At 73.2% G+C, this 12660-nt stretch carries 10 protein-coding genes; 6 read left to right on the top strand and 4 right to left on the bottom strand.

Going from position 1 to position 12660, the window contains the following annotated elements; translation table 11 throughout:
• Positions 1-212 precede the first annotated feature (212 nt).
• On the bottom strand, positions 213-2906 hold the full coding sequence (locus tag ACLJPL_RS08475) for a helix-turn-helix transcriptional regulator (RefSeq protein WP_411080106.1): 2694 nt from the start codon (positions 2904-2906) through the stop codon (positions 213-215).
• Positions 2907-3084: 178 nt separating this feature from the next.
• Here ACLJPL_RS08475 and ACLJPL_RS08480 point away from each other — a divergent pair, with 178 nt between their 5' ends.
• The 3 genes from ACLJPL_RS08480 to ACLJPL_RS08490 all read left to right on the top strand — a co-directional run bounded on the left by ACLJPL_RS08480 (position 3085) and on the right by ACLJPL_RS08490 (position 6408).
• A complete protein-coding gene (locus tag ACLJPL_RS08480; protein ID WP_411080107.1) occupies positions 3085-4158 on the top strand; it encodes an alkene reductase in 1074 nt (357 codons plus the stop codon).
• 146 nt (positions 4159-4304) lie between these two features.
• Entirely contained in the window at positions 4305-5528 is a 1224-nt protein-coding gene (locus tag ACLJPL_RS08485; protein WP_411080108.1) for an MFS transporter, read from the top strand.
• A gap of 187 nt (positions 5529-5715) precedes the next feature.
• Positions 5716-6408 carry a response regulator gene (locus ACLJPL_RS08490; RefSeq protein ID WP_411080109.1) on the top strand — a complete coding sequence of 231 codons (693 nt, stop codon included), beginning with the start codon at positions 5716-5718 and terminating at the stop codon, positions 6406-6408.
• 208 nt (positions 6409-6616) lie between these two features.
• On the opposite strand, the gene ACLJPL_RS08495 is transcribed toward ACLJPL_RS08490, so the two are convergent.
• Positions 6617-8353: a GAF domain-containing protein gene (locus ACLJPL_RS08495; RefSeq protein ID WP_411080110.1), complete on the bottom strand. Its 1737-nt coding sequence runs from the start codon at positions 8351-8353 to the stop codon at positions 6617-6619.
• 292 nt (positions 8354-8645) lie between these two features.
• On the opposite strand from ACLJPL_RS08495, the gene ACLJPL_RS08500 reads away from it, so the two are divergent.
• Positions 8646-9239, top strand: coding sequence for a CBS domain-containing protein (locus ACLJPL_RS08500; RefSeq protein ID WP_411080111.1), 594 nt, complete (start codon positions 8646-8648; stop codon positions 9237-9239).
• A gap of 71 nt (positions 9240-9310) precedes the next feature.
• Positions 9311-10303: an Acg family FMN-binding oxidoreductase gene (locus ACLJPL_RS08505; protein WP_411080112.1), complete on the top strand. Its 993-nt coding sequence runs from the start codon at positions 9311-9313 to the stop codon at positions 10301-10303.
• A 202-nt stretch (positions 10304-10505) separates the two neighbouring features.
• On the opposite strand, the gene ACLJPL_RS08510 is transcribed toward ACLJPL_RS08505, so the two are convergent.
• A complete protein-coding gene (locus tag ACLJPL_RS08510; protein ID WP_411080113.1) occupies positions 10506-11435 on the bottom strand; it encodes a universal stress protein in 930 nt (309 codons plus the stop codon).
• 65 nt (positions 11436-11500) lie between these two features.
• On the opposite strand from ACLJPL_RS08510, the gene ACLJPL_RS08515 reads away from it, so the two are divergent.
• On the top strand, positions 11501-11737 hold the full coding sequence (locus ACLJPL_RS08515) for a universal stress protein (protein WP_411080114.1): 237 nt from the start codon (positions 11501-11503) through the stop codon (positions 11735-11737).
• Between the two features lie 22 nt (positions 11738-11759).
• On the opposite strand, the gene ACLJPL_RS08520 is transcribed toward ACLJPL_RS08515, so the two are convergent.
• Positions 11760-12437, bottom strand: a complete 678-nt coding sequence (locus ACLJPL_RS08520) for a helix-turn-helix domain-containing protein (RefSeq protein ID WP_411080115.1) — start codon at positions 12435-12437, stop codon at positions 11760-11762.
• Positions 12438-12660 lie beyond the last annotated feature (223 nt).

Below are 12660 nucleotides of genomic sequence, written 5' to 3' on the forward strand. Positions count from 1 at the left end.
GATAATCCTATTTTCTTCGCCTTGCTCGTCGCGGGCGCGGGACTGCACAGGTGAAGCCCCATGAAATCCCGTCATGCAATTTCATGGCCCGGCTGAAGGAAATGCTAGCGGGAGAAATTCGAACAAGGCTGTCCCACGTAAGGGTGGATACTCGGTGCGGATGCCCGGTGCGGGGGGGCGGGTGCGGGAAGGCCGGCGGACGCGCCCCGCCGTCAGGTCAGGTCGAGGAGTACGAGCTCCTGCCGTGAGCCCACGCCGAGCTTCGGGTACGCCTTGTAGAGGTGGTGCTCGACCGTGCGCGGGCTGAGGAACAGTTGCGCGGCGATCTCCCGGCTGCTGCTGCCGTCCTTGGCCAGCCGCACCACCTGGAGCTCCTGCGGGGTGAGGCGGTCGATCGGGTTGTCCGCCAGGACCCTCGCCGTCGTCAGGTGCTCCCCGGCGGCGTGCAGTTCGGCGCCGGCCCGCTTCATCCAGGGCTCCGCCCGCAGCTTCTCGAAAGTGATCAGCGCGGAACGCAGCATGGCGCGTGCTTCGTTGCGCCGCCGTGCCCGGCGCAGCCACTCGCCGTACAGGAGCTCGGTGCGGGCGTGCTCGAAGGGCCGGTCCCCCTTCTCGTGCAGGCGCAACGCCTGTGTGTAGTGCTCCGGTTGGTCGCTGAGGAGCGCCCGGCATCTGAGCGCCACGGCTTGCGCCCAGGGCTCGGCGGTCGTGTTCGTGAGGGACCGCGCTCCGGCCCGCGCCCAGTTCTCGAAGTGGCGCAGCGCCTCCTGGGCGCGCTCCGGCCGCCCGAGCCGCACGGCGGCCTCGATCTGGTCAGCGGCGGTGGACAGGGTCAGCCAGGTGTACCGGTCCGGTCCGGGCGGCGGCGGGTCCAGCCGGGTGAGGGCGGAGTCGAAGTCGCCGAGTCCCAGGTCGAGCAGGACCCGTGCGCAGTCCACGCCGGTGCGCAGCGCCCCGGGGGTGGCGTCCGCGAGTTCATGGACGCGTTCCGCGTCCCCCTCGATGGCCGCGATCCGCGCGCGCACCGCGCCGAGGCGTGCCAGCCGCCGGCTCATCCCGGTGTCCCGGGCGATCTCCTCCGCCTCCGCCACGGCGGCCTCGGCGTCCCGGTGGCATCCCGCCAGGACCTGAGCCTGCGCCAGGGAGTCCAGCGCGTAAGGGAGTTCGCCGATCAGGGCCTGGGAGCGACGCCATCGCACCTCCGCCGACGCCAGGGAGAGCGCCGCCTCGTCGTCGCCGAGGATCGTGCCGCAGGTGAGCGCCAGCATCCGGACGGCCTGTTCGTCGGCCTCGCGGGGGTCCGCCGCGTCGAGCCGCCTCTCCAGGAAGCGGGCGAGCAGCGGCAGTCCGCGCTCGGTGTCGTCGTGGCTGAGCCGTTCCAGACCTTCGACCAGCGGATCGGAGCGGTCGCCCGCCGCGAGCCGTCCGGCGGCGGCGCGCACCGCGTCCCCGTCACCGGCCAGCCAGCCGTAGGCGGCGGCGGTGCGGAGCAGGCCGGCCGCCTCCGGGGTGGCCGCGTCCCCCACGCGGGCGAGCAGTCCGCGGGCCGCTTCGCTCTGGTCGCCCACCTCGAAGGCGACCGCCGCGCGCACCGAGGCGATCCGCGCCCCGATCGCCTGATCCTCCGTCAACTCGTCGGCCTCTTCGGCGAGTCGGTCCGCCTCCGCGGCGTGGCCCGCGGCGAGGGCCAGCGTGGCCGCTTCGGCCAGCCAGGCGGCTCGCTGCCGGTGGTCGGCGGTGGTCCGGGCGGCGTGCCGGAACAGGCCGGAGGCCGCGGCGTACGCCGTACGGTCCCGGGCGCGCTCGGCCGCGGCGGCCAGTTCCCCGGCCACCTCCTGGTCGGGTCCGGTGGCCACCGCCAGCAGGTGCCGGGCCCGGCAGTCGGGGTCGACGGCGGCCTGGGCCAGGGCGCGGTGCACGGCGATGCGGCGGGCGAGCACCGACCCCTGGTACGCGGCCGAGGCGATCAGCGGATGCCGGAACGTGACGGTGCCGTCCATGACGTACATCAGGCCGGTCCGCTCGGCCTCCTCCAGGTCGCCGAGGCCGACGCCCAGCAGCTCGGACGCCCGGAGCAGCAGGGGCAGATCGCCGCGTCCCTCGGCGGCCGCGACGAGCATCATCAGCCGGGTGCGTTCCGGGAGCCGGCCGATCTGCGACCGGAAGGACGAGAGCACGCGGTCGGCGACCGGCAGGGGGGCGTGCTGGTGCTGCTGGTCGCGCCGTGCGGCGTCGAACTCGATGAGCGCGAGCGGGTTCCCGGCGGACTCGGTGATGATCTGGGAGCGCAGCGCGGGGGCTCTGCCCCGGTCGGCCAGCAGCCGCGAGGAGTCCTCGAAGTCCAGCCGCGACAGCCGCAGTTCGGGGATGCCGGGAGCGGCGAAGCCGTCGTCCCGGCCGGCCAGCACCATGGCCACGCCCTCGGCGGCCAGCCGGCGGGCGGCGAAGAGCAGGGCCTCGGCCGTGGCCTGGTCCAGCCACTGGGCGTCGTCGACCAGGCACAGCAGCGGACCGTCCTCCGCGAGATCCGCGAGGACGGTGAGCACGGCGAGTCCGGTGAGGAAGCGGTCCGGTCCGCGCTCCTGTCCGGTCCCCAGGATCGCCCGCAGCGCCGCGGCCTGCGGCTCGGGCAGGGCGTCCAGGCGCTCCTGCACCGGCCACAGAAGCTGGACCAGTCCGCCGAAGGCCAGATCCGCTTCCGGCTCGACCCCGGTGACCCGCAGGACGCGCAGCTCACGGCCGTCGTTCCCGTCACCCCGAACCGCCGTCCCGGCGAGCCAGTCGAGCAGGGCCGTCTTGCCGATCCCCGCCTCGCCGCGTACCAGCAGAGCACCGCTGCGCCCGGCGCGCGCTGCGGCCACCAGTCGCGTCAGCCGCTCCTGTTCGGCGGTTCGCCCGTACAGCACCGACGTGCCCCCTCCACCCGCTCCGAGATCCGCCCGCAGGCCATCGGTATACGGTCCCATGCTACGTACTCGCGCCTACGTATCCGGAGCAGTAGGGCTTACGGATTCCCGGCGCGGACGCCGCTCCTACCGTTGTGACCAGCGCATCCGCTGATGATCACGACTTGATGGAGAGACCATGGACGAGCTGTTCACACCTCTGAGGCTGGGCAGGACGACCCTGCCGAACCGTCTGGTGATGGCGCCGATGACCCGCAGCCGCTCCGCCGACCGCTCCGTGAACGCGCTGACCGCCGAGTACTACGCCCAGCGCGCCGGGGCCGGGCTGATCATCACCGAGGGCACCCAGCCGAGCGTGATCGGCCAGGGCTATATCGACACCCCCGGGCTGCACTCGGCGGAGCAGGCCGAGGCGTGGCGGGTGGTGACCGACGCGGTGCACGCCGCGGGCGGCCGGATCTTCGTGCAGCTCATGCACTCCGGCCGGGTCGGCCACCCCAGCCTCTACCCGGACGGCGCCCTTCCGGTGGCGCCCTCGGCCATAGCCACCGGCGGGCAGATGTACACGCCCGAGGGCAAGGTCGACCACCCCGTGCCGCGGGAGATGACCCTGGAGGACATCGCGCGGACGGTGGAGGACTTCGTCGCCGCCGCCCAGCACGCGGTGGACGCCGGGTTCGACGGGGTGGAGCTGCACGGGGCCAACGGCTATCTGATCCAGCAGTTCCTCGCAGACGGCTCCAACCACCGCACCGATGTCTACGGCGGTTCGGTGGAGAACCGGGTGCGGTTCGCGGACGAGGTCGCGCGGGCGGTCAGCGACGCCATCGGGCCCGAGCGCGTCGGCATCCGCCTCTCCCCCGGGACCACCAGCGAGGGCGTCCGGGAGAGCGACCCGGCCGGGCTGTACCGCACGCTGATCCGCACGCTGGCGCCGTACGGCCTCGCCTATGTGCATGTCATGGAGTTCGGCCACCGCGAGATCACCGAGCTGATCCGGGCCGAATGGCCGGGCACGCTGATCCTCAACCCGCACCGGACGGGCGAGGAGGCGTCGGTGACCCCCGACGTCGCGCTGGAGGTGGTGCGGGAGGGCCTCGCCGACGCGGTCAGCCTGGCGTCGCTCTGGCTCGCCAACCCGGACCTGGACCGGCGGGTCCGGGCCGGCGGCCCGTTCAACGAGCCGGACCCGAGCACCTTCTACGGCGGCGACCACCGCGGCTACACCGACTATCCGACGCTGTCCGCCTGACGGCTCGACGGCCCGGCACACCGGGCGGTGCCGGGCCGGGAGGCCGTCGAACGCGCGGACGAATCCGGGCCGGTCTTCTCAGCGCTGTCCTGCCCGCCCCCTTCCCTCACCACCGCCCGACCGACTCCCTCACCATTGGAGGACCGATGAGTGACTCCCTCGCGGGTCCGGGCACCGCGCGCCCCGAGAACGCGGACGCCCCGGCACCCGGCGCCGCCCGCATCCCCACCGCCTGGCTGGGGCTGATGGCCGGCCCCCTCTCGTTCGGCATCGCCGGGCCCGCCCTGGTCCTGGACGACATCGCCCGGTCCCTGGACACCACCACCGGGGTCGTCACCTGGGGCGTGACCGCCTTCGGCTGGGGCATCGCGGTGGGCACGCCCCTGATGACCGGACTGCTCCGGCACCGGGGAGCACGGGCCGCGCTCGGCGCCTGCGGGGCGCTGGTGCTGCTCGGCGCTCTCCTGGTGCTCACCGTGCCGCTGCTGCCGGCCGTCATCATCGGCTGCGCGCTCCAGGCGCTCGGCACCGCCGGGCTGACGTCCATCGCGATGAGCCTGACGGACTCCGCCCGCTCGATGGGCTTCGTCACCGCCTCGCTCGCGGTGGTCGGCTCGACCGCGCCGCTGGTCGGCTCGCTGGTCAACGACGCGATCAGCTGGCAGGCGACCCTTGCCCTGCCCGCCCTCAGCCTGATCGGCCTGCTCGTGGTCGTCCGGCGGGTCTCCGCCCGGCCGACGTCGACCGCCGCCTTCGACGGGCTCGGCGCGGTGCTGCTCACGGCGGTGGTCACGGCGCTGGTCTTCGTCCCGCACTACCCGCCGGTCGCCGGGGTGCTCGCGGTGCTGACGATCGCCGCCCTGGTGTGGCATCTGCGGCGCAGGCCGCAGGGGTTCGTACCGGCGGTGGTGGTGCGCAGCCCCGTCTTCCTGATCTCCTCGGTGCTGGCGTTCCTGCTCGCGGCGGTCAACTTCGGGCTGATGTTCGCGGTGCCGGAGGCCCTGACGGACCACGCCTCGTGGTCGAGCGGCACGATCGGCGTCGCGATGGTGTGGCCGATGCTGCTGGGCGGTGCGCTGTCGTGGGTGGTCGTCGCGCTGTCGGCGAAGGTGGGCCGGCAGCCGGTCGTCATCACCCTGGTCGCCCTGAGCGTCGCCGGGGTGGTGCTGGCGTCGGTGAGCGTGGTCGCGGTGCTGCTGCTGTTGGCGCAGGCCCTCGCCTCGATCGCGGCGGCCTCCGGGCAGGGCGTCTTCGCGGTGCACTCGACGAAGGCCGTGCCCGAGGAGGAGAGGCCGGCGGCGATCGGGCTGTTCAACCTCTGCTATCTGCTCGGCGCGGCCTTCGGACCGGCGATCGTCTCGCTGCTGTAGGTCCCGCGCGGTGCGGCAGGGGCCCCGGCGTCGGACGCCGGGGCCCCTGCCGTGTCCCGTGCGCCCGGCCGTTCCCTGGCGCGTCCGATGGCCGTCAGGGAGCTCCGCCGAGTGTGCCGGGACGGGTGCTCCTGGGACAATGGGCGGCAGGGCGACCGGAAACCGTATCCGACACCAGGGACCGCAGATGGGCGACGGACCGACCGACACCGCTGCCATGCCGACCCGGGTCTTCCTGCTGGACGACCACGAGGTCGTCCGGCGCGGGATACGCGACCTCCTGGAGGCGGAGCAGGACCTGGTCGTCGTCGGCGAGGCGTCGACAGCCTCTCAGGCGCTGGCCCGCGGACCGGCGCTGCGGCCGGACGTGGCCGTGCTGGACGTCAGGCTGTCCGAGGGGGACGGCATCACCGTGTGCCGGGAACTGCGGTCGCGGATGCCGGACCTCGCCTGCCTGATCCTGACCTCGTTCGACGACGAGGAAGCGCTGCTCGACGCCATCATGGCCGGGGCGGCGGGCTATGTGCTCAAGCAGATCAACGGCTCGGACCTGGTGTCCGCCGTACGGACCGTGGCCGCGGGTCGGTCGATGCTCGATCCGTCGACCACGGCCAGGCTCATGCGCTCGCTCAGGGACGCCGAGGCCGGTCCGCCCCCACAGGACGAAAGGCTCGCGGTCCTCTCGGAGCGGGAGCGTGCTGTTCTCGACCTCATCGGTGAGGGCCTGACCAACCGGCAGATCGCCAAGAGGCTCTATCTGTCGGAGAAGACCGTCAAGAACCACATCTCGCGCCTGCTCGGCAAGCTCGGGGTGGAGCGCCGTGTGCAGGCGGCGGTGATCGCGGCTGAGGTGCGTGAGCAACAGCATCACGAGCGGTGAGTACGTTCACAGGGCAGCGCGCACCTGCCGCGAACGGTTGCTGTGTACTCGGTTCACGGGCACTTAGCCCGAGCTCACCGTCGTAGGCCGGAATCCGTGAGCGTACGAAGTCGTGGGCAGTCAGCCGGTCGAGGGCTCAGCCAAAGGCGCTCAGGCGGTCGAAGGGCACCCTGTCGCAGACGGCCGAAGGGCACCCCGTCATAGGCGCTCAGTCGCAGGCCGGGATCAACGGCACCCGCCATTCCAGCACCGTGCCGCTCTGCGGGTACGGCTTCGCGGCGACGGACAGGGCGCCTCCCAGGCGCTCCGCGCGTTCCGTGAGGTTACGGAGCCCACCGCGTCCGCCGTCGTCGGCGGCGAGGCCGACGCCGTCGTCGCCGACCGTCACCGTGAGGACGCCGGCGTCGGCGACGACGGAGACCTCGGCCCGGCCGGCCCGTGCGTGCCGTGCCACATTGCTCAGCGCCTCGCCGACGACCGGAATCACCTGGTCGGCCACCGTCCGGGGCACGTCGGTGTCGATCAGCCCCTCCATGCGGAGCGCCGGGGTGAATCCGAGAGCGGGAGCGGCCGCGTCCACCGCCTGGACCACCCGGGAGCGCAGTTTCGGAGCCCGCCCCGGCGCCTCGTGCTCCCTGAGGCCGAAGATGGTGGAGCGGATGATCTTGATGGTGGAGTCCAGGTCGTCGATCGCCCGGCCCAGCCGCTCGGCCGCTTCCGGGTGCTCCACCAGGGGGCGGGCGCTCTGCAACGTCATTCCGGTGGCGAACAGGCGTTGGATGGCGAGATCGTGCAGGTCTCGGGCGATCCGGTCGCGATCCGCCAGCAGGCTCATCCGCTCGGAGTCCCTCCGGCGGTCGGCCAGTTCGAGCGCCAGCGCGGCCTGTCCGGCGAACGCGGGCAGGGCGGCGACCTCCGCGCTGACGAACGTCGGCCGGTCGCGGAGACGCGCGAGGATCAGGACTCCGCTCAGCTTCTCCTTCGTCCCCACTCCGACAGCCACCGCGGGCCCGAACCCGGCCCAGCGCTCCGGCCGCACCGTCACCCGGGGGTCGGCGCTGACGTCCGCCACCGTGACCAGGCCGTCCTGGGCCAGCGCCGCGTCGGCGAGCATGCCCCGGCTGCTCGGCAGCACGACGCCCCGGTGGGCCTCGGCCCCCTCCCCCAGGGCCAGCGAACCCTTCACCTCGCCGGCCGGGCCGATGAGGTGGAAGACCCCCAGGTCCGCACCGGCGATGGCGACGGCCTGTTCCAGCATTCCCTCCAGCACCTCCGACTCGGCGGAGCCCGACAGCAGGGCGCTGGTGAAGTCGGAACTGGCAGCGAGCCATCGTGCCCGGAGGCGGCCCTCCTCGTACAGCCGGGCGTTCTCGATGGCGATGCCGGCCGCGACGGCCAGCGTGGACACGACGGCCTCGTCCTCCGTGTCGAAGTCGGCCGCACCGCGCTTCTCGGTGAGATACAGATTCCCGAAGACCTCGTCGCGTACGCGGATGGGCACCCCCAGGAAGGAGTGCATGGCCGGATGATGGGGCGGGAAGCCGGACGAGGCCGGGTGGTCGGCGAGCTCGGCCAGGCGCAGCGGCTCCGGGTGGCGGATCAGCTCGCCCAGCAGGCCGTGGCCGGAGGGCAGGCCCCCGATCTGCCTGCGCACCTCGTCGCCGATGCCGATCGGAAGGAACTCGGCGAGCTTCTGATCGCTGCCCACCACGCCGAGGGCTCCGTACTCGGCGTCGACGAGCGAGACGGCGGATTCGACGATTCCGCGCAGCACCTGGGGCAGGTCCAGTTCCCGCCCGACCGACATGACGGCGTCGAGCAGGCCGTTCAGCCGGTCCCGGGTTCCTCTGACCTCGTCGATGTGCACCTGAAGCTGGTCGAGCAGCTCATCGAGCCTCAACCGCGGGAGACGACTCTCGTGGGCTTCGTGGCCATCCCCGCCCATGAGCACCTCCGACGTCCGTCGAGGAGCGACGCGCACGCGTGAACCGATGCCGTTCCAATCTATCCCGGGGGCCCGGTCGCCTCATGTCGAGCGGGTGAGCCGTCGCGGAGCGGGGCCGGCGCCCGCCCCGCCGGGCGGGGCTGGAGGGGAAGACGGAGCCGGTCGGCCCTCGGGCGGGACCGTTCGGCCCCTGCTCCGGCGGGGGCCCGGGCCGCAAGGTGGAACGGAAGGCTCTGCGGAACGGGAGAAGGGCGGGCGCGGCGGGATGCGGCAGCTCCAGGTCGGTGACCTCATGACGGACGACGTGGTCGCGGTCGGCTCCTCGACGCCGGCGGCGCAGGTGTCCGGGCTGCTCACCCGGCACACCATCAACGGGGTGCCGGTGCTGGACGAGGACGATCACGTACTCGGAGTGGTCTCCGCGAGCGACCTGCTGAGCCGAGGGGCCCCCACGGCCGGCGGCGTCATGTCGGCTCCGGCCGTCACCGTCCAGGCCGAACAGACGGTGGTGGAGGCCGCGCGGCTCATGGTGCGTCGTGGATACGAACGGCTCCCCGTGATCGACGATGAGGACCGCTTGGTCGGGATGGTGACCAGACGCGATCTCCTGCGCCTCTTCCTGCGCCCGGACGCCGAGGTGGAAGTCCGGATCCGCAGGGAGGTCCTCGGTGACGTCCTGGGCGTCCGGGCCGGACTGGTCCAGGTCCATGTGCTCGACGGTGTGGTGGTCCTGGCCGGCCGCCTGCCGCAGCGGGGCCAGATCCGTACCGCGCTTGCGCTCACCGCACGTACGGAAGGAGTCGTCGCCGTCGTGAACCGCATCGCGGTCCGACCCGACGAGGCGTCTGAGCCGGAGCGGCCGGACGCCGACTGGAGGCACACGTGACGGCTGCCCGCGCGGCCGCGTTCGCGCGGCGTCCGCCCACGGGACGACGACCAGCAGGAAGCAGGGAGACCATGTCCACGACCGACCGACGCGCCACCGCGATCATCCCCTCGCTCGTCGAGGAGGCCCTCGCCGCGCCGTCCATGCACAACGCGCAGCCCTGGAAGTTCGTCCACCGCTCCGGAACCCGCCTCCTCTCCCTGTACGGCGACCCGGACCGCGCGCTGCCGGTCGGCGACCCGGAACACCGCGGTCTGCACATCGGCTGCGGTGCGGCCCTGCTGAATCTGCGGGTGGCTGCCGCACACCGCGGGTGGACGACCGGTTTCGCGCTCCTGCCCGACTCCCGCGACCCGTGGCGACTCGCCGACATCACGCTGGAGGAGTCCGGGACCGCCGACCCGCGGCTGACGGACCTGCACCCCGCCGTGGGACTGCGGCACACCAGCCGTGCCCCGTTCTCGGACGAGCGGATTCCGCCGGAGATCCTCGACGGCCTGGGCGCGGCCGCGCTTCTGGAGGGGGCGCGGCTGACCGTGCCGGGAGTCTGGCACGCCGACGCCGTGCTGGATCTGGTGCACGACGCGGAACTCTTCGAGTCCGCCAGCGATGCCATGCGGGCCGAGATCATCACCTGGACCCGCACGGGCAAGGCGGGGGAAGGCCCCGCCACCGAGGGCGTCCCCTCGTACGCGTTCGGCCCCCGTCAGTACGACACGACGGCCCCGGTGCGGGATTTCGACGTACCGCACAGCTCGCGGGACCGGGCGGCGGCCGCGTTCGAGGAACGGCCGCAGATCGCGTTGCTGGGTACGGAGGCGGACACGCCCGCGGACTGGCTGCGGGCGGGCCAGGGCATGGAGCGGGTGCTGCTGCAGGCGACGCTGGACGGACTCGCGACCTCTTTGATCTCGCAACCCCTCGAATGGCCCGAGCTCCGGCACCTGACGCGTGATCCGAACTCCAGGACGGGCTTCGTGCAGATGGTGTTCCGGTTCGGCTACGGCCCCGCGGGCCCGGCCACGCCTCGCCGTCCGGTCACGGATGTTCTGGATGTCACGTGAGACCGGGTTCTGGACATCACGTGAGACCGGGTTCGGGACGTCACGTGAGACCGGGGCGGCACGGCCTGCCACGGGGCAGAGCGTGCCGGCGCGGTGACTGTTGCCGGTGACGGGGGTGGCCACGACCGCGAGTCCGGGACTCGTAGTCGTGGCCACCTCTCGTCGGGGACCGAGCCACGCGCGATCCCCACCTCCCCCGCGTTCACGCCTCCCCCGCGTTCACGTGACCGGGCACGTCCCCCGCGTTCCCGTAACCGGGCGGAACGATCTCCACGGGGCAGTGCCCGTGGTGCAGCACGGCATGGCTGACCCGCCCGAGCGCCGGTCCGAGCCCCAGCACGCGGCGCCGGCTGCCCAGGACCATCAGATCGGTGTGCTTCGACGTCTCGACGAGGATCCCCGGGACGCTGGTCCCCGTCTCGACGTGGTGGGTGACGGTGAGACCGGGGTACAGCTCGCGCATCCGGCCGGCCATCGCCGACACCTCACGCACCTGCTGGTCGGCGACCTCGCCGAAGCTGTCGAGCATGGTGGCGACCGTGCCGACATGGCCCAGCACGTTGCAGACGCTCAGCAGCCGGAGCGACGCCTTGCGGGCCTGCGCCTCGGCGGCCGGGACCACCAGCCAGCCGAGATCCGACGCGCCGTGCACCGCCGCCGTGATCACGCCGGTCGCCGGCCGGTCGGGCTCGCCGCGTACGACGATCACGGGGACCTCGGTCCGCGCGGCCACTCCCAGGCCGACCGATCCGAGCAGCAGAGCGCCGAAGCCGCCCAGCCCCCTGCTGCCCACGACGATCGTCCCGCGGTCGCCGGCCGACGCGCGCAGCCCGGCCACCGGGTCCAGGGGGCTCAGCTCCGTCGTCACGACCAGGCCGGGGCAGCGCTCGCTCACCGCTTCCACCGTGTCGGCCAGCAGGTCGCGCCCTGCCTCGCGTACCGCCTGGACGGTCTCCGCACCCACGAAGAGCGAGCGCCCATCGGTGTCGGCGGCGTGGACGACGGCGAGGGGCCGGCCGCGGCGGTCCGCTTCCTCCGCGGCCCACAGCGCGGCCGCCCGTGCGGCATCGGACGCGTCCACACCGACGGTGACAGGGCCGAGTTCGACGGGCTCGGGAGTGGTGCTGGTCATGGCTCCTCCTCGGCATCGGTCCAGCGCCTGCAGATCCCACGGTCGCATCGCGGCGCGTCACGGGCATGGGCCGTTCGGTCCCGATCGAGACCTGTCGGCCCTCCCCCCACGGTCGCGGCGAGACGCTGGGGGCAGGGTCTCGCCTCGGGAGCCCCGAATCCCGTACGTCCGGAGAGGAGGGGGCCGGCCCGGTCGTCGTCGGGCGGCGCGGCAGCCGTCCGGCCGGCCCGCACATCGGTCACGTCACCCACGCCGTGATCCACCACAGCACCGCACCGGTCGCCGTCGTCCCCTGCGAGTGACGGTCGTCCTCTGCGAAGGGCGTCAGCCGGCGTCGCCCGGGGCGTCGGGGACGATGATCCTGCGTCCGGTGATCCGCCGGGGTGTGAGGAGCATCACGTGGTCACGCTCCTCCCCCGCCCACGGCGTCGAGTACGCCGCCTCCCTGAACCGCCGCGCGGCCTCCTCGTCCGGCGCCGCGCGCACGGTGCCGACGAGCAGCACGCTCCACCCCCGGCTGAAGGCGTCGTCGATGTGGTCGGCCTCGAAGGCGATCTCCGTGTCCGCGGCGGTGGCGAGCGGTGAGCCCTCGGCGGTGCTGAACACGACCTCGCCGTCGAGCACCTGGTAGTTCAAAGGCAGGACGACCGGGCCGTCGCCGTGGGTCAGGGCCACCCGGCCCACGCCGTGGTCGCCCAGCAGCGTCCAGCACATGGCCTCGTCGAGTTCGACCATCCGGGCGCGGCGGGCGCCGCGGCCGATGCCGGGCGGCAGGTCGCCCGTCCCGCCCGACAGCTCCTGGACCGTGGTCTCCAGCGCGTCGGCCAGCCGGAGCAGAAAGCCGATGCCCGGCGTGGCCGGCTGCTCCTCCACGTACTCGATGTAGCCGGGCGCGGCGCCTGCCCGCAGAGCCACGTCCTGCCGGGACAGGCCGAGTTGCAGGCGACGTGCCGCGATGCGCCGGCCCATGTCGCCTCTCGCCGGATGCGGTGCTGGGGGCATCGCGGGGGCTCCTTACTCATCGAGTCGTTCGTTCGCTCGCTCATCGGGGCGGGTCCTTGAGGCTCACGCTAGCCAAGGCCGGGAACGGCCGCAGCCCAGAGGGCGTGTCCGTGTCGGCCCCCGGGGGTGTGGCACGGTCGCGGGCCGCGTCCGTACGTCGGCGGGCTCGGGGGCCTCGCCCCGGGGTCTCGCGATGGCTGGTTCTGCGGCGTTCGCCGGAAGG

Source organism: Streptomyces sp. cmx-18-6 (assembly GCF_046548915.1).
In the GTDB taxonomy this organism is placed as follows: domain Bacteria; phylum Actinomycetota; class Actinomycetes; order Streptomycetales; family Streptomycetaceae; genus Streptomyces.

Coding starts and splice junctions, on each gene's coding strand:
- ACLJPL_RS08480 (WP_411080107.1), top strand. CDS start 3,085: ATGGACGAGCTGTTCACACCTCTGAGGCTGGGCAGGACGACCCTGCCG.
- ACLJPL_RS08485 (WP_411080108.1), top strand. CDS start 4,305: ATGAGTGACTCCCTCGCGGGTCCGGGCACCGCGCGCCCCGAGAACGCG.
- ACLJPL_RS08490 (WP_411080109.1), top strand. CDS start 5,716: ATGGGCGACGGACCGACCGACACCGCTGCCATGCCGACCCGGGTCTTC.
- ACLJPL_RS08495 (WP_411080110.1), bottom strand. CDS start 8,353: ATGGGCGGGGATGGCCACGAAGCCCACGAGAGTCGTCTCCCGCGGTTG.
- ACLJPL_RS08500 (WP_411080111.1), top strand. CDS start 8,646: ATGACGGACGACGTGGTCGCGGTCGGCTCCTCGACGCCGGCGGCGCAG.
- ACLJPL_RS08505 (WP_411080112.1), top strand. CDS start 9,311: ATGTCCACGACCGACCGACGCGCCACCGCGATCATCCCCTCGCTCGTC.
- ACLJPL_RS08510 (WP_411080113.1), bottom strand. CDS start 11,435: ATGACCAGCACCACTCCCGAGCCCGTCGAACTCGGCCCTGTCACCGTC.
- ACLJPL_RS08515 (WP_411080114.1), top strand. CDS start 11,501: ATGGGCCGTTCGGTCCCGATCGAGACCTGTCGGCCCTCCCCCCACGGT.
- ACLJPL_RS08520 (WP_411080115.1), bottom strand. CDS start 12,437: ATGCCCCCAGCACCGCATCCGGCGAGAGGCGACATGGGCCGGCGCATC.